Source organism: Rhodococcus sp. T7 (assembly GCF_009872365.1).
Lineage (GTDB): Bacteria > Actinomycetota > Actinomycetes > Mycobacteriales > Mycobacteriaceae > Rhodococcus_F.
Window position 1 is genome coordinate 15,135 of sequence record NZ_WXYH01000132.1, and the last position, 16,719, is coordinate 31,853.

At 70.2% G+C, this 16,719-nt stretch carries 19 protein-coding genes; 3 read left to right on the forward strand and 16 right to left on the reverse strand.

The features are described 5' to 3' along the window. The first annotated feature begins 108 nt into the window (after positions 1-108). A complete protein-coding gene (locus MLGJGCBP_RS15505) occupies positions 109-618 on the forward strand; it encodes a MarR family winged helix-turn-helix transcriptional regulator (RefSeq protein WP_087556297.1) in 510 nt (169 codons plus the stop codon). Between the two features lie 26 nt (positions 619-644). On the opposite strand, the gene MLGJGCBP_RS15510 is transcribed toward MLGJGCBP_RS15505, so the two are convergent. The 13 genes from MLGJGCBP_RS15510 to MLGJGCBP_RS15565 form a co-directional block, all read right to left on the reverse strand. Continuing rightward, positions 645-824, reverse strand: coding sequence for a tautomerase family protein (locus MLGJGCBP_RS15510; protein WP_005247502.1), 180 nt, complete (start codon positions 822-824; stop codon positions 645-647). Between the two features lie 75 nt (positions 825-899). Beyond that, complete coding sequence (gene hisI / locus MLGJGCBP_RS15515; RefSeq protein ID WP_087556296.1) at positions 900-1,244, reverse strand: phosphoribosyl-AMP cyclohydrolase; 345 nt, start codon at positions 1,242-1,244, stop codon at positions 900-902. After that, positions 1,241-2,014, reverse strand: a complete 774-nt coding sequence (gene hisF / locus MLGJGCBP_RS15520; RefSeq protein WP_160096687.1) for an imidazole glycerol phosphate synthase subunit HisF — start codon at positions 2,012-2,014, stop codon at positions 1,241-1,243. Before hisF ends, hisI begins: the two co-directional genes overlap by 4 nt. Then, positions 2,011-2,844: an inositol monophosphatase family protein gene (locus tag MLGJGCBP_RS15525; protein ID WP_160096689.1), complete on the reverse strand. Its 834-nt coding sequence runs from the start codon at positions 2,842-2,844 to the stop codon at positions 2,011-2,013. The genes hisF and MLGJGCBP_RS15525 overlap by 4 nt, the downstream gene beginning before the upstream one ends. Positions 2,845-2,853: 9 nt before the next feature. Beyond that, complete coding sequence (gene priA, locus MLGJGCBP_RS15530) at positions 2,854-3,588, reverse strand: bifunctional 1-(5-phosphoribosyl)-5-((5-phosphoribosylamino)methylideneamino)imidazole-4-carboxamide isomerase/phosphoribosylanthranilate isomerase PriA (RefSeq protein ID WP_012687996.1); 735 nt, start codon at positions 3,586-3,588, stop codon at positions 2,854-2,856. 19 nt (positions 3,589-3,607) lie between these two features. After that, the gene (locus MLGJGCBP_RS15535) at positions 3,608-3,865 is read right to left on the reverse strand and encodes a hypothetical protein (RefSeq protein WP_087556294.1); all 258 of its coding nucleotides are present in this window, start codon (positions 3,863-3,865) and stop codon (positions 3,608-3,610) included. Next, positions 3,862-4,497 (reverse strand): imidazole glycerol phosphate synthase subunit HisH, encoded by a 636-nt coding sequence (gene hisH, locus MLGJGCBP_RS15540; RefSeq protein ID WP_072945244.1) that lies wholly within the window; start codon positions 4,495-4,497, stop codon positions 3,862-3,864. Before hisH ends, MLGJGCBP_RS15535 begins: the two co-directional genes overlap by 4 nt. Before the next feature lie 9 nt (positions 4,498-4,506). After that, positions 4,507-5,688 (reverse strand): MFS transporter, encoded by a 1,182-nt coding sequence (locus MLGJGCBP_RS15545; protein WP_160096691.1) that lies wholly within the window; start codon positions 5,686-5,688, stop codon positions 4,507-4,509. Beyond that, entirely contained in the window at positions 5,688-5,840 is a 153-nt protein-coding gene (locus MLGJGCBP_RS50510) for a hypothetical protein (RefSeq protein ID WP_007297398.1), read from the reverse strand. The genes MLGJGCBP_RS15545 and MLGJGCBP_RS50510 overlap by 1 nt, the downstream gene beginning before the upstream one ends. 13 nt (positions 5,841-5,853) lie before the next feature. Beyond that, positions 5,854-6,468, reverse strand: a complete 615-nt coding sequence (hisB, locus tag MLGJGCBP_RS15550; protein ID WP_005247522.1) for an imidazoleglycerol-phosphate dehydratase HisB — start codon at positions 6,466-6,468, stop codon at positions 5,854-5,856. Then, on the reverse strand, positions 6,465-7,607 hold the full coding sequence (locus tag MLGJGCBP_RS15555) for a histidinol-phosphate transaminase (RefSeq protein ID WP_160096692.1): 1,143 nt from the start codon (positions 7,605-7,607) through the stop codon (positions 6,465-6,467). The genes hisB and MLGJGCBP_RS15555 overlap by 4 nt, the downstream gene beginning before the upstream one ends. Next, positions 7,604-8,932 (reverse strand): histidinol dehydrogenase, encoded by a 1,329-nt coding sequence (gene hisD, locus MLGJGCBP_RS15560; protein WP_160096694.1) that lies wholly within the window; start codon positions 8,930-8,932, stop codon positions 7,604-7,606. The genes MLGJGCBP_RS15555 and hisD overlap by 4 nt, the downstream gene beginning before the upstream one ends. Before the next feature lie 226 nt (positions 8,933-9,158). Next, entirely contained in the window at positions 9,159-11,102 is a 1,944-nt protein-coding gene (locus tag MLGJGCBP_RS15565) for an acyl-CoA dehydrogenase family protein (protein ID WP_160096696.1), read from the reverse strand. 87 nt (positions 11,103-11,189) lie between these two features. On the opposite strand from MLGJGCBP_RS15565, the gene MLGJGCBP_RS15570 reads away from it, so the two are divergent. Together MLGJGCBP_RS15570 and MLGJGCBP_RS15575 are read left to right on the forward strand one after the other, a co-directional pair. Next, positions 11,190-12,467, forward strand: a complete 1,278-nt coding sequence (locus tag MLGJGCBP_RS15570) for a glycoside hydrolase family 1 protein (protein WP_160096698.1) — start codon at positions 11,190-11,192, stop codon at positions 12,465-12,467. A gap of 35 nt (positions 12,468-12,502) precedes the next feature. Further along, a complete protein-coding gene (locus MLGJGCBP_RS15575) occupies positions 12,503-13,132 on the forward strand; it encodes a LysE family transporter (RefSeq protein WP_160096700.1) in 630 nt (209 codons plus the stop codon). Between the two features lie 51 nt (positions 13,133-13,183). Here MLGJGCBP_RS15575 and nadC read toward each other — a convergent pair whose 3' ends face one another. From nadC to nadA, 3 genes are read right to left on the reverse strand one after another with little or no spacing between them, the layout of a single operon-like run. Next, the gene (gene nadC, locus MLGJGCBP_RS15580) at positions 13,184-14,053 is read right to left on the reverse strand and encodes a carboxylating nicotinate-nucleotide diphosphorylase (RefSeq protein ID WP_160096702.1); all 870 of its coding nucleotides are present in this window, start codon (positions 14,051-14,053) and stop codon (positions 13,184-13,186) included. After that, on the reverse strand, positions 14,053-15,621 hold the full coding sequence (locus MLGJGCBP_RS15585) for an L-aspartate oxidase (RefSeq protein WP_160096704.1): 1,569 nt from the start codon (positions 15,619-15,621) through the stop codon (positions 14,053-14,055). Before MLGJGCBP_RS15585 ends, nadC begins: the two co-directional genes overlap by 1 nt. Further along, positions 15,618-16,655 carry a quinolinate synthase NadA gene (nadA, locus tag MLGJGCBP_RS15590; protein WP_160096706.1) on the reverse strand — a complete coding sequence of 346 codons (1,038 nt, stop codon included), beginning with the start codon at positions 16,653-16,655 and terminating at the stop codon, positions 15,618-15,620. Before nadA ends, MLGJGCBP_RS15585 begins: the two co-directional genes overlap by 4 nt. Positions 16,656-16,719: the final 64 nt, after the last annotated feature.

Consider the following 16,719-nt stretch of genomic DNA (forward strand, 5'->3'; position numbering starts at 1 on the left):
TGCAGGCGCGGCAACTATTCCCCGGGCACGAATCGGCCTCGCGGCGTGCTAACTATTGAGGGCACGCTGCACACGCGTGGATCAACGTACGGACGGAGGACACCACCGATGAGTGGCAACGACGAGGGCACGCCGGACCAGCCCGGCACCCGATGGCTCGACGCAGAGCAGCAGGAGGCCTGGCTCACCCTCATCGCACTGGTCACCCGGCTCCCCGCCGCACTCGACACCCAACTCCAACGCGACTCGGCACTCACCCACTTCGAGTACTTCGTCCTCGCCTCGCTCTCCGGCGAGGCGAACCGGCGCCTGCAGCTGTCCCTGCTCGCCCAGCGCGCCAACGCGTCGCTGTCGCGGCTGTCCCACGTCGTCACCAAGATGGAGAAAGCCGGCTGGGTGCGGCGCGAAAGCATCCGCGGCAGCCGCGGCTCAGACGCCGTCCTCACCGACGAAGGCATGGCCAAGGTCGTCGAGGCCGCACCGCCGCACGTCGAATCCGTGCGGTCACTGATCTTCGACGGCCTCTCCGCCGACCAGGTCCGTCAACTGTCCGAACTGTCCGGCGCCATGCTCACCCAACTCGACAAGAGCATCGCCGCGGGAACCGGCAAGGCCTGACCGCCGGTCACCCCAGCAACGTCAGCTCACCCCAGCGGCGTCCCGCCGACACCCCAGCTGTCGCGCGGCACCTCGGTGATCGTCACCCACACCTTCGCGGGATCCTTGCCCGTCGCGTCGGCGTAGGCCTTCGTGACGGCCTCGATCGTGGCGCGCTTCTGCTCCGCCGTGAGCCCCGGCGTCTGACTGATCTGAATGAGTGGCATGCGGACATCCTGCCCGAGTGGCATGCGGACATCCTGCCCGAGGGCATGCGCGCGTTCCGCCCGAGGGCCGCTCCGCTAGTCGGCGGCGAGCAGCACGTCCGAGTCGAAGCAGGTGTGCGTGCCCGTGTGGCACGCCGCCCCCTCCTGGTCGACGACGAGAAGCACGGTGTCGCCGTCGCAGTCGAGCCGCACCTCGTGGACGTACTGCGTATGACCGGACGTCTCGCCCTTCACCCAGTACTGCTGACGGGAACGGGAATAGTACGTGCCCTTGCGGGTGTCGAGAGTGCGCGCGAGGGCCTCGTCGTCCATCCACGCCACCATCAGGACGTTGCCCGTCGAACGCTCCTGCGCGACGGCGCTGAACAGTCCCGCCTCGTTGCGCTTGAGCCGTGACGCGATCGCCGGGTCGAGACTCATCGGACGATGATCCCTTCTGCACGCATGGACTTCTTGACGTCGCCGATCGTCATGTCGCCGAAGTGGAAGACACTGGCGGCGAGGACGGCGTCCGCGCCTGCCCCGACGGCGGGCGCGAAGTGCTCGACGGCGCCCGCTCCCCCACTGGCGATCACCGGCACGTGCACGGCGGCGCGGACCGCGCGGATCATCGGCAGGTCGAAACCGGCCTTCGTGCCGTCCGCGTCCATCGAGTTGAGCAGAATTTCCCCGACGCCCAGTTCGGCGCCGCGGACCGCCCACTCGACCGCGTCGATGCCGGTGCTGCGCTTGCCGCCGTGGGTCGTGACCTCCCACCCCGACGGGGTGTCCGGCTGGCCCTGCGGCACTGTGCGCGCGTCCACCGACAGCACGATGCACTGGGAGCCGAAACGTTCGCTCAGTTCGCGGAGCAACTCGGGCCGCGCGATCGCGGCGGTGTTGACGCTCACCTTGTCGGCGCCGGCGCGCAGCAACCGGTCGACGTCCTCGACGGTGCGGACACCGCCGCCGACCGTGAGCGGGATGAACACCTGTTCCGCCGTCCGGCTGACCACGTCGAGCATGGTGCCCCGGTCTGCGGTCGACGCGGTGACGTCGAGGAACGTGAGCTCGTCGGCGCCCTGGGCGTCGTACGCGGCCGCCAGTTCGACGGGGTCGCCCGCGTCCCGCAGGTTCTCGAAGTTGACGCCCTTGACGACGCGTCCGGCATCGACGTCCAGACACGGGATCACTCGAACCGCCAGAGTCATTGCGTACGCCCTCCTGAAGGCTCGGAACGGGGATCACCCAGTGATCCGAGGATATCGAGAATTTCGCCGTGCACCCCGGGCGCTCCGGCGAGGACCGAGTCGGACGTCACGGTCCAGGGCTTGCCACCCAGATCGGTCACCACACCGCCCGCGGCGCGCACCAGCGCGACACCGGCCGCGTTGTCCCACGCATTGTGGCCGAACACGACCGCACCGCCGAGTATTCCGGCCGCGGTGAACGCGAGGTCGACACCGGTGGATCCGTGGATCCGGATCCGCGAGGACACCCGGCTGAGCTGCGCGAGGACCTGCAGCCGGTACGCGCCGGGGATCCGTCCGCGACTGTCGATGTTCAGCGCCCCCAAGCCCACGATCGACGACGCCAGCGACGTGCGGCCGAGTCGCGGCAGCGGCTGACCGCCCTCGAGCAGCGGGCCGTCCGCGACGGCCGCGTAGCGTCGCCCGACTAGCGGCAGCCACGTGAGACCGAGAACGGGAACGCCGTCGTCGAGGAGCGCGAGCAGCGTGCCCGCGGTGGGCAGACCGGCCGAATAGTTGAACGTGCCGTCGATGGGGTCGAGCACCCAGACCGGTCCGCTGTCGAGGTCGGGCCCGCCGAACTCCTCGCCGTGGACGTCGATGCCCGTCCGGTCGCGCAGTTCGCCGGTCAGCCGCTTCTCGAGTTCGAGGTCGACAGCGGTCGCGAAGTCGTCGGGACCCTTGTGGACGGCGCTGGGCGCACCCACCCCCGAGACGAACCGGTCGTGCACTCCGTCGAGCAGCTCACTGGCGACGGCGAGGAGTTCCCGGGGATCGTGGGACAGGGCCATGGCGGGAACTCAGCCCGAGACCGCGGCGAGCGCCTCGGGGAGGGTGAACCGCCCCGCGTACAGCGCCTTGCCGACGATGGATCCCTCGACGCCCCGGTCGACGAGTCCGGCGATCGCCCGGAGGTCGTCGATGGTGGACACGCCCCCCGAGGCGACGACGGGGGCGTCGGTGGCCGCGCAGACCTGCGCGAGGAGTTCGAGATTGGGGCCGGTGAGAGTGCCGTCCTTGCTCACGTCGGTGACGACGTAGCGGGAGCAGCCGTCCTTGTCGAGCCGGGCGAGGGTCTCCCACAGGTTGCCACCCTCGGTGACCCAGCCGCGACCGCGGAGCTGGTACTCACCGTCGACGAGGCGCACGTCCAGACCGACGGCGATCTTCTCGCCGTACTTGGCGATGGCGCGGGCACACCACTCCGGGTTCTCGATGGCGGCGGTGCCGAGGTTGACGCGACCGCATCCGGTGGCCAGTGCGGCCTCGAGCGATGCGTCGTCGCGGATTCCGCCGGACAGTTCCACCTGGACGTCGAGCTCTCCCACCACGTCGGCGAGGAGCTCACGGTTCGAGCCGCGACCGAATGCGGCGTCGAGGTCGACGATGTGGACCCACTCGGCACCGTCGTTCTGCCATGCGAGGGCGGCATCACGAGGCGAGCCGTATCCGGTCTCGCTTCCCGCCTCCCCCTGGACGAGGCGAACAGCTTCACCGTTGACGACATCTACAGCAGGCAAAAGGACCAGGCTCACGTGCGACAACCCTAGTCGCTCAACGGTCGGAACCCGGCTTCGGGTCCTCGGGGTCGCGGCCGTAGGCGTTGCGGGTCATGCGTTTCGACACGTAGCCCATGGCGGCGATCGCGCCGGCGACGCCGAGCAACCCGACGATCAGCCCGAGGACGGGGCCCGGTTTCAGTACCAGAATGATCGCGGTCGCGAGGACCAGGACCACGGTGGCGGCGCCCATCGCGTACACGGCGAGCCTGCCGATCGACAGGTCACCGCGCCCGTCCCCGGGTTCGGTCACAGACTGCGAACCCAGTTGCGGAGCAGTTCCGCGCCCGCGTCGCCGGACTTCTCGGGGTGGAACTGGGTAGCGGACAGCGCGCCGTTCTCGACGGCGGCGAGGAATTTGCCGCCGTGGTCTGCCCAGGTCAGGGCGGGGGGCGCGAGCCGCTCCGGCGTCGGCAGCTCCCAGGTCTGGGCCGCGTACGAGTGGACGAAGTAGAAGCGCGTGTCGGGATCGATGCCCGCGAACAGCGTGCTGTTGCCCGGCGCCTCGACGGTGTTCCACCCCATGTGCGGCAGCACATCGGCCTGCAGGCGTTCGACGGTGCCGGGCCATTCGCCGCAGCCTTCCGCCTCGACGCCGAACTCGACGCCGCGTTCGAAGAGGATCTGCATGCCGACGCAGATCCCGAGGACCGGCCGCCCGCCGGCCAGGCGCTGGCCGATGATCCGTTCCCCCCGCACCGCGCGGAGACCCTCCATGCACGCTGCGAAGGCGCCGACGCCGGGAACGACGAGACCGTCGGCCGCGAGTGCGACCTTGTGATCGGACGTGACCTCGACGCGCGCGCCGGTCCGGGCCAGAGCGCGGGTGGCCGAATGCAGGTTGCCGGAGCCGTAGTCGAGGACGGCAATCGTGGAGACGGTCATGACACAACCTTATCCGGCGGCCGAACGACGCCGGAGGGCGCGGCCGACGACCGTTCCGGCGGCCGGGACCGCCGCGACCGCTGTCGCCGCGGCCCCGAACACCCAGGAATACCCGGCCGCAGACGCGACGGCTCCGAGTGCGAGGGAACCGAACCCGGTGCCCGCGTCGAACCCGATGTTCCATCCGGCGCTCGCCGAGCCGAAGCGGGTCGGCCCCGCGGCGGTGAAGATCATGACGAGCGACTCGTTCTGCACCGCGCCGAACCCGAATCCGAATGCCAGCGCCGCGCACACCAGGAGCGGCACGGGCGCCCCCGTCGCCGCGGCGACGGCGAACAGGACCAGGCCGAGGCACACGAACGTGAGGGCGGGAATCAGGGCACGGCCCACCCCGAGCCGGTCGGAGAACGATCCCGCGGCATACCGCCCGATCAGCGTCGCGCCGCTCGACACAGCGAGGATCACCCCGGCGAGCGACGCCCGCTCCGAGATCGCGATCGGCAGCAGGCTGGACAGACCGCCGAACGCAGCCGCCACGATCGCGATCGACAGCCACGGGGTCAGCACGGCGGCGAGCGGGATGCGGCCGCGCGACGCGCGATCCGCGGGGGCGTCGATCGCGGGGAGCCGAGTGACCGCGACGACCGCGAGCGCGGGAATGAGAGCGCCGATCACGAAGACGGGGGTCGCGGACCAGTGCTGCATGATCGCGAGACCCGCGGGCAACCCGACCATCTGCGCGGCGGCCACCGCGATTCCCTGCGCACCCGTCGCGCGGCCGAGCATCTGCCGCGGAACGAGTTCCGCGACCAGCGCACTGCTCGCGACGGTGAGCATGCCGAACCCCGATCCGCGGACGGCCGACACCGCCAGCACCGGGATCGCCTCGGTGGAGAGCAGGAGGAGAAGCGACGGCGGCCCCAGCAGCATGCAGCCCGCAGCGAGCACCCACCGGTGCCCCCATCTGCGCAGGAGCCGGGGCACGCCGAGTTGGGTGGCGACGGTCGCGGCCATGAACACGGCCGTCACGCTGCCGGCGAGAGTGTCCGAGCCGCCGGACAGCGAGACGATCAGCGGAACCACCGGCAGCAGCACCGCCCAGCCGCCGAACGCCGCGGCGCCCATCACCGTCGCGGTGGGCAGACCGCGGGTACGAAGCAGGCCGCGGCGCGCCTCCACTGCGACCGGCACTACATCAGCCTGAGAACGCCCGCCACGGCTGCCAGCACCGCCAGTGCCAGCAGCACGCCCGAGGCCAGTTTGTTGAACTTCCACATGGAGTATGCGCCGCCCGCCGCGATACCCGCGGCGATGAACAGGACGTAGACGAGGACGACGCTCACGAGTGCGTCCGGTTCACAGGCTGCCCTTGGTGGACGGCACGCCCGTGACGCGGGGGTCGGGTTCGACGGCCTCCCGCAGGGCGCGGGCCACGGCCTTGAACTCGGCCTCGGTGATGTGGTGCTGATCGCGCCCGTAGAGCACGCGCACGTGCAGGGCGATGCGCGCGTTGAGTGCGATCGACTCGAACACGTGCCGGTTGATCACCGTCGCGTACGGCACCCCCGGGTACCCGCCGATGACGGCGTGCAGCAGGTGTTCCGGTTCGCCGGTGTGGACGCAGTAGGGACGCCCCGACACGTCGACCGACGCGTGGGCGAGCGTCTCGTCCATCGGGATGAACGCGTCACCGAACCGGCGGATGCCCTTCTTGTCGCCGAGCGCCTGACCCAGCGCCTGGCCGAGCACGATCGACGTGTCCTCGACCGTGTGGTGCGCCTCGATCTCGATGTCGCCCTTCGCGTGGACGGTGAGGTCGAAACTCGCGTGGGAGCCGAGCGCGGTCAGCATGTGGTCGAAGAACGGAACCCCGGTGGAGACGTCGACGATGCCGGTGCCGTCGAGGTTCAGTTCGACGGTGATGCTCGATTCCTTGGTGGTGCGTTCCACGCGGGCGATGCGGTCGGTCATCCTCGGTCTCCTGAGCTGGTGAGTTCGGTAGCGGCGATCTCGTCGCTCGCCACGATGAAGGCGTCGTTCTCGGAGGCCAGCCCGACGGTGGCCCGCAGGTATCCGGGGATCCCGACGTCCCGGATCAGCACCCCGCGGTCGAGGTAGGCCTGCCACGCGCGGGCGCTGTCGGTGAACTCACCGAACAGGATGAAGTTCGCGTCGCTGGGGACGACGTGGAACCCCGTGTCCTCCAATGCCTTCGACACCCGTACGCGCTCCGCGGCGAGGGCGTGCACGCTACCGAGTGTCTCGTTCGCGTGCCGCAGCGCCGCGCGGGCAGCGGCCTGCGTGACCACCGACAGGTGGTACGGCAGCCGGACCAGGAGCAGCGCCTCGATGAATGCCGGTGCGGCCGCGAGGTATCCGAGCCTGCCGCCGGCGAACGCGAATGCCTTGCTCATCGTCCGCGACACCACGAGCTTCGACGGGTACTCGTCGATCAACGTCAGGGCGCTCGGTGCGTCGGAGAATTCGGCGTACGCCTCGTCGACGATCACGATGCCCGGCGCGGCGTCGAGGACCCGGCGCAGTTCCGCGATGCCGACGCTGTGCCCGGTCGGGTTGTTGGGGCTCGTGACGAACACGACGTCGGGGCTGCGTTCGGCGATCGCGGCGGTCGCGGCATCCACGTCGAGCGCGAAGTCGGCGCGCCGGAAGATCGGCAGCCACTCCGTCTCGGTGCCGTCCGCGATGATCGGGTGCATCGAGTACGACGGCACGAAGCCCATCGCGCTGCGACCGGGACCGCCGAACGCCTGCAGCAGCTGCTGCAGGATCTCGTTGGACCCGTTGGCCGCCCACACGTTGTCGACCGTGACCGGCACCCCGGTCTGGCGGACGAGGTACGCGGCGAGGTCGGTGCGCAGGGCAACCGCGTCGCGGTCCGGGTAGCGATGCAGTTCGCGTGCGGCCTCGCGCACGGACTCCGCGACGTCGTCGACGAGCGCCTTCGTCGGCGGGTGCGGGTTCTCGTTGGTGTTCAGCTGAACCGGGACCGTCAGCTGCGGCGCCCCGTACGCCGACTTACCGCGCAGATTCTCCCGGATCGGCAGGGCGTCGACCCCGATCGACGAACCGGGCACGTTCGCGGCGGTCACCGCAGCGCCTCGAACCGCAGCCGCACGGCCTCACCGTGTGCGGGCAGGTCCTCGGCGTTCGCCAGGGTGATGACGTGGCCGGAGACCTCCTTCAGCGCGGATTCGGAGTAGTCGACCACGTGGATGCCGCGCAGGAACGTCTGGACGCTCAGTCCGGAGGAGTGCCGGGCGCAGCCCGCGGTGGGCAGCACGTGGTTGGATCCGGCGCAGTAGTCGCCGAGGCTGACCGGCGCCCACGGGCCGACGAACACCGCGCCCGCACTGGTCACCTTCGCGGCGACGGCGGTGGCGTTCTCGGTCTGGATCTCGAGGTGCTCGGCGGCGTACGCGTTGACCACCCGCAGCCCGGCCTCCACGTCGGAGACCAGGACCGTGCCCGACTGGGTGCCGGACAGCGCGGCGGTGACACGCTCCTTGTGCTTGGTGATCTCGAGCTGCGCGGCCAGCGCGATGTCGACGGCGTCGGCGAGTTCGACGCTGGACGTGACGAGCACGCTCGCGGCCATCACGTCGTGCTCGGCCTGGCTGATCATGTCGGCGGCGACGTGCACCGGGTCGGCGGTGTGGTCGGCGAGGATCGCGATCTCGGTGGGGCCCGCCTCGGCGTCGATGCCGACGAGGCCGCGGCAGAGACGCTTCGCGGCGGTGACGTAGATGTTGCCGGGACCGGTGATGAGGTCGACGGGGGTGAGTTCGGCGCCGTCCGGGGTGACGTCGTTGCCGCCGTAGGTGAGCAGCGCGACGGCCTGACCGCCGCCGACGGCCCATACCTCTTCGACACCCAGCAGGGCCGCCGCCGCGAGAATGGTCGGGTGCGGCAGACCGCCGAACTCGGACTGCGGCGGCGACGCCACCACGAGCGAGCGGACGCCGGCGGCCTGTGCGGGCACCACGTTCATCACGACGCTGGACGGGTAGACGGCGTTGCCGCCCGGAACGTACAGACCGACGCGGTCGACGGGCACCCACCGTTCGGTGACGGTGCCGCCGGGGACGACCTCGGTGGTGGTGTCGGTGCGGCGCTGGTCGGCGTGCACCTTGCGGGTGCGTTCGATCGCGACCTCTAGGGCGGCCCGGACGGCCGGGTCCAATTCGTGGAGGGCGCGGTCCAGCTCGGCCTGCGGCACCCGCACCTGCGCGGGGCGGACGCCGTCGAACTTCTCGCTGAATTCGAGGGCCGCGGCGGCGCCGCGCTCACGGACCGCCTCGACGACGGGGCGAACCTGATGCAGGACCGCGTCCACATCCACTCCACCTCGAGGAAGTGCGGCGCGAAGTTCGGCCGTGGAAGGGGTACGACCACGAAGGTCGGTGCGGGCGAGCATGAGAGGTCCTCTCTGCGACTGTCGGGACACGGAGTGCCGGACGAGCGGACTGTTCTGCGGAGAACAGGGCTCGACACCGATTATCCAGGATAGGCGCACCCCGTTTTCACCACCCGGCCGCCGACCGGGTTTCGGCCGGGGCCGCCGTGCATACAGGCACCCCCCGGCGCCGTGACGCCGAGGGGTGCCGCGTTGTGCTGCCCCGGCCGCGGGGGAACCCGACTGTCTAGAGCCGGGTCGAGTGCAGGAACCTCCTCGCCAGGTTCTCCTCGGTCGACGCGCCGGGCGTCCACTCGGTGATCCACGGGCCGGTGCCTTCGCTGGGGTCGACCACGCCCCGCTCCAGCCACGCGTACCGTCCCTCGAGGATCGAGTGCGCGACCTGCTTGTCGACGTCGTCGGTGTTGTGCCACAGACCGTCGAACAACTTCTCGACCCGCAGCGCCGCCTGCCGGCAGAACACGTCGGCGAGTTCGTAGGCCGCGGCGCCCTCGGCCTCGTTCTCCTGCCGCTGCATCTCCGCCTTGACGCACGTGGCGGACATCGCGAACAGTTCGGCGCCGATGTCCACGACCCGGCCGAGGAAGCCCTGCTGCTTCTCCAGGGCAGCCTGCCACCGGGCCATCCCGTAGAACGTGGAGCGGGCCAGCTTCCGGGAGTGCCGTTCGACGAACCGCAGGTGCTTGGCCAGGACGCCGAATTCGCCGAACGACGTCGGCACCTGCCCCTTGCCCGCCACGAGTTGCGGCAGCCACTTCGCGTAGAAACCGCTCGCCTTGGCCGCCGCCCGCGCCTTCGCACCGGTGTCGGCGTGCGGATCGGCGAGATCGCCCGCCGCCGTGAGGTGCGCATCCACGGCCTCGCGCGCGACCAGCAACCGCATGATCTCGCTCGACCCCTCGAATATCCGGTTGATGCGCAGGTCGCGGTCCAGCTGTTCCACCGGCACCGCCCGTTCACCACGGGCGGCCAGCGACGCCGCCGTCTCGTATCCGCGACCGCCGCGGACCTGGATCAGCTCGTCGGAGATGACGCAGGCCATCTCGGACGACCACAGCTTGGCGAGTGCCGCCTCGATCCGGATGTCGTTGCGACCCTCGTCGTTCATCTGCGCCGACAGGTCCACCACGGCCTCGAGCGCGTAGGTCGTCGCGGCCATGAACGACAGCTTGTTGGCGACGGCCGCATGCTCGGCGATCGCTTTGCCCCACTGGACGCGGACGCCGGACCATTCGCGCGCGATCTTCAGCGACCACTTGCCTGCGCCCGCACACATCGCCGGAATCGCCAGCCGGCCTGCGTTGAGGGTGGTGAGCGCGATCTTGAGTCCGTCGCCCTCCCGCCCGATCAGGTTCTCCCGCGGAACGCGCACCTTGTACATGCGGGTGACGCCGTTCTCGATTCCGTGCAGTCCCATGAACGCATTGCGCCGTTCCACGGTGATGCCCGGGGTGTCCGCCTCGACGACGAACGCGGAGATGCCGCCGCGATGGCCTTCGCTCTTCGGTACCCGCGCCATGACGACGAGCAGTTCCGCGACGACGCCGTTGGTCGTCCACAGCTTCACGCCATCCAGTTCATACGCGGCACCGCCCTCGATGGGGACCGCCGAGGACGCCAGCCGCGCCGGGTCGGAACCGACGTCGGGTTCGGTGAGAAGGAAGGCGGAGATGGCGCCGCGCGCACAGCGCGGCAGGAACTCGGCCTTCTGCTCGGGGGTGCCTGCCAGTTTGAGTGGTTCGGGGACGCCGATCGACTGATGGGCCGACAGCAGCGCGCCGAGGCTCGGGTGCACCGACGCGACGAGCATCAGCGCCCGGTTATACGCGACCTGCGAGAGTCCAAGGCCGCCGTACTCCTCCGAGATCTTGAGGCCGAAGCATCCGAGGTCGGCGAGGCCGCGGACGTATTCGTCGGGAATGCGGGACTGCGTTTCGATGACGCTGCCGTCCATCTCCTCGCAGTATGCGCGGAGGCGGACGAGGAATTCTTCGGCCTTGGCGGCGTCTTCGGCAGCCGGCCGTGGGAAGGGATGAACCAGATCCAGCCGGAACCGTCCGAGAAACAGTTCTTTCGCGAAGGAGGGTTTGTCCCAGCCGGATTCCCTCGCCTCCTCCGCGACTGCTCGTGCTTCTTCTTCGGTGACCTTCGGAGCTGAGGTGTCGACCATGACGCGCCTCCTACTGGCGGGTAGTCCTACTCGCCAGTATCCCCCAATCTGCGCACTCGGGACAGCGTTTCCGATACTGTTCGGCCGGTGCGGACTCCCTCGCGACTCCTGGGTGCCGGCGCGGTTCTACTGTGCTTGCTGAGCCCCGCCGCCGCGGTGCACGCCGACCCTCTCCCCGGCGACTTCCTGTGGGGCGTGGCGACCTCCGGGTTCCAATCGGAGGGTTCCTCCCCCGACAGCAACTGGCGGCGGTATTCCGACTCCGGCCGCACCCACGACGCGATCGGCGACTCCGTCGACTTCCGGCACCGGTACACCGAGGACATCACCCGCGCCGCAGATCTGGGTGTCGACGTGTTCCGGTTCGGCGTCGAATGGGCGCGACTGCAGCCCGCGCCGGGCGTGTGGGACGAGACCGAGCTGCGGTACTACGACGACGTCGTCCGCGAGATCACGGGCCACGGCATGACCCCGATGATCACGCTCGACCACTGGGTGTACCCCGGATGGGTCGCGGACCGGGGCGGGTGGGCGAACCCGGAGATCGTCGACGACTGGCTCGCGAACGCGCAGAAAGTGGTCGAGCGCTATGCCGGTGTGGGCGCGCTCTGGATCACGATCAACGAGCCGACCGTGTACGTGCAGAAGGAGCTGACGTTCGGCGGCATCGGCCCCGACCGGGTGCCGCAGATGCTCGACCGGCTCGTCGAGGTCCACCGCCGCGCGTACGACCTGATCCACGAAAACGATCCGGGCGCCCGGGTCAGCAGCAACCTCGCTTACATTCCGGCCGCCATGGACGCGCTCGACGCCACGTTCGTCGACCGCGTCCGCGACAAGCTCGACTTCCTCGGCGTCGACTACTACTACGGCCTCTCCCTCGACAACCTCACCGCGGCGAACGCGGTCACCGACGCCTTCTACGACATCAGTCCCCAGCCGGACGGCATCTACCACGCCCTGATGCGGTACACCCGCAAGTTCCCGGGACTGCCGCTGTACCTCGTGGAGAACGGCATGCCCACCGACGACGGGAAGCCGCGCCCGGACGGCTACACCCGGTCCGATCATCTCCGTGACCATCTCTACTGGGTGGAGCGGGCGCGGGCCGACGGCGCACCGGTGATCGGATACAACTACTGGTCGATCACCGACAACTACGAGTGGGGCACGTTCCGCCCCCGGTTCGGCCTGTTCACCGTCGACGCGCTGACCGATCCCACCCTCACCCGCCGGCCGACCGATGCGGTGGCCACCTACCGGGACCTCGTCGCGAACGGGCTCCCACAAGGCTACGAACCCGGCCGTCGCGCCGGGGTCTGCTCCCTCGTCGATCCGCCCCTCAGCTGCACGAATCCCCCGTAACCGGACCACGGGGGGACGCGACGTACGATCAGCTCGTGTCGTGGCAGATGTGGTGTGCAGTGCTCGGGGCGTCGTGTGTGATCAGTCTGTCGCCGGGCGCCGGTGCGATCGCGTCGATGGCCACCGGGATGCGGTTCGGGTTGCGGCGCGGCTACTGGAACATCGCCGGTCTCCAACTGGGATTGCTGCTGCAGATCGCGGTTGTCGCCGCCGGGCTCGGGGCGCTGCTCGCGAACTCGACCCTCGCGTTCACGGTGATCAAGTGGTTCGGCGTCGCGTACCTGGTGTATCTCGGCGTCCGGCAGTGGCGGGCGAATGCGACCGACGTGTCCGGGGTCGACGGCGAGGTCGCCGAGACCAGCGGGCCGGCGATGACGCTGCGCGGTTTCCTCGTCAACGCCAGCAACCCCAAGGCCGTCGTCTTCATGCTGGCGGTGCTCCCGCAGTTCATCACCCCGTCGGCGCCGCTGCTCCCCCAGTACCTGATCATCGCCGCCACCATGGTCGCGGTCGACGTCGTCGTCATGACCGGCTACACCGGGCTGGCGTCGAAGGTTTTGCGGCTGATGCGCTCACCGCGCCAGCAGCGGACCACCAACCGGACGTTCTCCGGGCTGTTCTTCGTCGCGGCCACGTTCCTGGCGACGATTCGCCGTGCCGTCTGACCCGTGAGTACTTGTTAACCGCCGGCGGTTAAGAAGTACTCACGGGTGGGGTCACATGTCGAGGCCCAGATCCAGCACGGTCACCGAGTGGGTGAGCGCACCGACCGCGAGGTAGTCGACGCCGGTCGCGGCGTACTCGGCCGCGACGTCCAGCGTGAGACCGCCCGACGATTCGAGCTTGGTGGCGGGAGCGTTCGCGTCGCGGCGCTGTACCGCGATCTGGGTCTGCCACAGCGGGAAGTTGTCGAGCAGCACCAGTTCCACGTTCTCCGCGAGCACCTCGTCGAGTTGCGCGAGGCTGTCGACCTCCACCTCGCATTCGATATCCGGTGCCGCGGCGCGCACGGCCCGCAGCGCCGCCACCACCGACCCGGCGGCCGCGACGTGGTTGTCCTTGATCAGCGCGGCGTCGCCGAGACCCATGCGGTGGTTGACGCCGCCGCCCACCCGGACGGCGTACTTCTGCAGCGACCGCAGTCCCGGCAGCGTCTTGCGGCTGTCGCGGATCTTCGCCGCGGTGCCCTCGACTGCATCGACCCACGCGGACGTCGCGGTGGCGATGCCGGACAGGTGGCAGACCAGGTTGAGCATCGTCCGTTCCGCGGTGAGCAGTCCCTGCGTGGGCGCGGAGACCGTCAGCACGGCCTGGCCGGGCACGATGCGGGTGCCGTCGGCGACCCGGTCGAGGACCTCGTAGCGGCCGGCCCCGATCACCTCGTCGAGCACCAGCAGTCCCACGTCGAGGCCGGCGACGGTGCCGTGCGCGCGGGAGACCACGGATGCCTTGGCGACCGCGTCGGCCGGGACCGTGGCCGCAGACGTCACGTCGGGTCCGTACCGCAGGTCCTCGTCCAGCGCGAGGCGCACGAGCGTGCGGACCTCGTCCGCGTCCAGACCGTCGGGAAGGACGTGGTCGGCCATCACAGCACTCCTGTCAGTTGGGGTTGGAGAAGCTCGAGTTCGCCGTCGTGCAGGCGCACGCGTGTGCTGCGACGCCACCCGCCGGACGTCTCCGGGTAGTCGCTGCGCGTGTGGCATCCACGACTTTCGGTGCGCGCGCCTGCGGCGAGCACGAGCGCTGCCGCCGTGAGGGTCAGCGCGGCGTCTTCGAGCGCGGTCTCCCCCTCGGGCACCGTGCGCGGCGCGGCGGCCAGGGCGGCGGCGACCGCCTCGAGACCTGCGCCGTCTCGGACGACGGAGGCGTTGCCGGTCATCAACTGCTGCACCAGTTCCCGCGGCGCGGACGGCAGTGCGCGGCGCTCAGGGTCGGCCGCCTCGACGCGCAGATCGGCGCGTTCGACGGCCGCGGCGCCGGCCCGTTCGCCGACCACCAGGCCTTCGAGGAGGCTGTTGGAGGCCAGCCGGTTCGCGCCGTGCAGCCCGGTGCGGGCCACCTCGCCCGCCGCGTAGAGGCCGGGGACGGCGGTGCGTCCGTCCACGTCGGTGACCACACCGCCGCACGAGTAGTGCGCGGCGGGGGCGACCGGAATCAGCTGTTCGCGCGGGTCGATCCCAGCTTCCAGGCAGGACGCCGTCACGGTCGGGAACCGCTGCGCGAACCCGGGCAGCCGACGGGCGTCGAGGTAGACGTGGTCGTGTCCGAGTTCCCGCAGCCGCGACGCGATGGCCCGCGACACGACGTCGCGGGGTGCCAGGTCGCCGCGCGGATGGACGCCGTGGGTCACCGAATCGCCGTTGGCGTCGACGAGGATCGCGCCCTCGCCGCGGACGGCCTCGCTGATCAGCGGACGCCGCCCGAGACCGCCGGGAGTGAACAGCACGGTCGGGTGGAACTGCACGAACTCGAGATCGGCGACGGCCGCACCGGCGTCGAGTGCGAGGGCGATGCCGTCCGCGGTGGCGCCGGGCGGGTTGGTGCTGCAGGCGTACAGCTGCCCGAGTCCGCCGGTCGCCAGGAGGACGGCGGGTGTGTGGATCACGCCGAGTCCGCGCGGGGAGTCGACGAGCACCCCGGTGACGCCGCGCGCATCGGTGAGCACGCGGACGGCGGAACTGTCGAACAGGACCGGAAGGCCGGCCGCACCCAGTGCGCGCTGGACCTCCGCACCGGTGGCGTCGCCGCCGGCGTGGATGATCCGCCGGGTGCTGTGCCCGCCCTCGCGGGTGCGTGACACGGCACCGTCGCGGCCGCGGTCGAACACCGCGCCCAGATCGGTCAACGCGGCCACGGCGTCGCGGCCGCCGGCCACGATCGACCGCACGGCGTCCTCGTCGCACAGGCCGACGCCGGCCTCGCACGTGTCGGCCACGTGCGAGGCCACCGAATCGGTGACGGCGTCACCGACAACGGCGATGCCGCCCTGCGCGTACTGCGTCGCGGTGTCCGTCGCCCCACCCTTGCTGACGGTGAGCACGGTCAGCCCGCGCAGCGAGGCGGTGCGTGCAGCCGTCAGTCCGGCCACACCACCACCCACCACGACGAGGTCGGCGTGCTCTTCCCAGGAAATCCCCCGGGCCGGGCTGCTCACTCGCCGCCGCCCGGGTTTCCGATCTCGATCATCCGCTGCACCGACTTGCGGGCACGCTCGGCGGTCGCGAGATCGACGTGAACCTCGTCCTTGCCCTCGAGCAGGCAGCGGAGCAGGGCCGCGGGGGTGATCATCTTCATGTACGGGCAGGATGCGCGGTCGTTGACGGGCTGGAAGTCGACCTCCGGCGCGGCCTTGCGCAGCTGGTGCAGCATCCCGACCTCGGTGGCCACGAGAACCTGCTTGGCCCCGGTGGCGCGGGCGGCGTCGAGCATGCCGCCCGTCGACAGGATCTTCACCTTGTCCTCGGGCACGAATCCCTCACCGGCGAGGTAGAGGGCGGAGGTGGCGCAACCGCATTCGGGGTGGACGTACAGTTCGGCACCGGGGTGCGCCTTGGCCTGCGCGGTGAGCTCGTCGCCGTTGATGCCGGCGTGGACGTGGCACTCGCCGGCCCAGATCTGCATGTTCTTGCGTCCGGTGACGCGCTTGACGTGGGCGCCGAGGAACTGGTCGGGCAGGAACAGGACCTCGCGGTCGGGGTCGATCGACGCGACCACGTCGACGGCGTTGGACGACGTGCAGCAGATGTCCGTCAGACCCTTCACCTCGGCGGTGGTGTTGACGTACGACACGACGACGGCGTCGGGGAATTCGGCCTTCCACTCACGCAGCTGATCGGCGGTGATCGAGTCTGCCAGCGAGCATCCCGCGCGCTCGTCCGGGATCAGCACCGTCTTGGCGGGGCTGAGGATCTTCGCGGTCTCGGCCATGAAGTGCACGCCGCAGAACACGATCGTGTCCTCCTGGGCCTCCGCCGCGATGCGCGAGAGCGCCAGCGAGTCGCCGACGTGGTCGGCCACGTCCTGGATGGCGGGCAGCTGGTAGTTGTGCGCGAGGAGCGTCGCTCCCCGCTCGCGTGCCAGCCGTTTGATCTCGGCAGCCCACTCTTCGCTCGCCTCGACGCCCGCGTAACCGCCGGGACCGTCCTGAATCTGCGGGTTGGTACCCGTCCACAACGTCGTGGTCGTCATGGCTTGCTCCTTCACCGTGAACTCGGGCGGGCTGGCCCGAATTTCCGAAATCGAGGTTTTCGAC

What these genes read in the sequence shown, in the direction of transcription:
- MLGJGCBP_RS15565 (WP_160096696.1), bottom strand. Translation starts at nt 11,102, where the DNA reads ATGGTCGACACCTCAGCTCCGAAGGTCACCGAAGAAGAAGCACGAGCA.
- hisD (WP_160096694.1), bottom strand. Translation starts at nt 8,932, where the DNA reads ATGCTCGCCCGCACCGACCTTCGTGGTCGTACCCCTTCCACGGCCGAA.
- MLGJGCBP_RS15510 (WP_005247502.1), bottom strand. Translation starts at nt 824, where the DNA reads ATGCCACTCATTCAGATCAGTCAGACGCCGGGGCTCACGGCGGAGCAG.
- MLGJGCBP_RS15505 (WP_087556297.1), top strand. Translation starts at nt 109, where the DNA reads ATGAGTGGCAACGACGAGGGCACGCCGGACCAGCCCGGCACCCGATGG.
- nadC (WP_160096702.1), bottom strand. Translation starts at nt 14,053, where the DNA reads ATGGCCGACCACGTCCTTCCCGACGGTCTGGACGCGGACGAGGTCCGC.
- hisH (WP_072945244.1), bottom strand. Translation starts at nt 4,497, where the DNA reads ATGACCGTCTCCACGATTGCCGTCCTCGACTACGGCTCCGGCAACCTG.
- hisI (WP_087556296.1), bottom strand. Translation starts at nt 1,244, where the DNA reads ATGAGTCTCGACCCGGCGATCGCGTCACGGCTCAAGCGCAACGAGGCG.
- hisB (WP_005247522.1), bottom strand. Translation starts at nt 6,468, where the DNA reads ATGACCGACCGCATCGCCCGCGTGGAACGCACCACCAAGGAATCGAGC.
- MLGJGCBP_RS15525 (WP_160096689.1), bottom strand. Translation starts at nt 2,844, where the DNA reads ATGGCCCTGTCCCACGATCCCCGGGAACTCCTCGCCGTCGCCAGTGAG.
- nadA (WP_160096706.1), bottom strand. Translation starts at nt 16,655, where the DNA reads ATGACGACCACGACGTTGTGGACGGGTACCAACCCGCAGATTCAGGAC.
- hisF (WP_160096687.1), bottom strand. Translation starts at nt 2,014, where the DNA reads ATGACTCTGGCGGTTCGAGTGATCCCGTGTCTGGACGTCGATGCCGGA.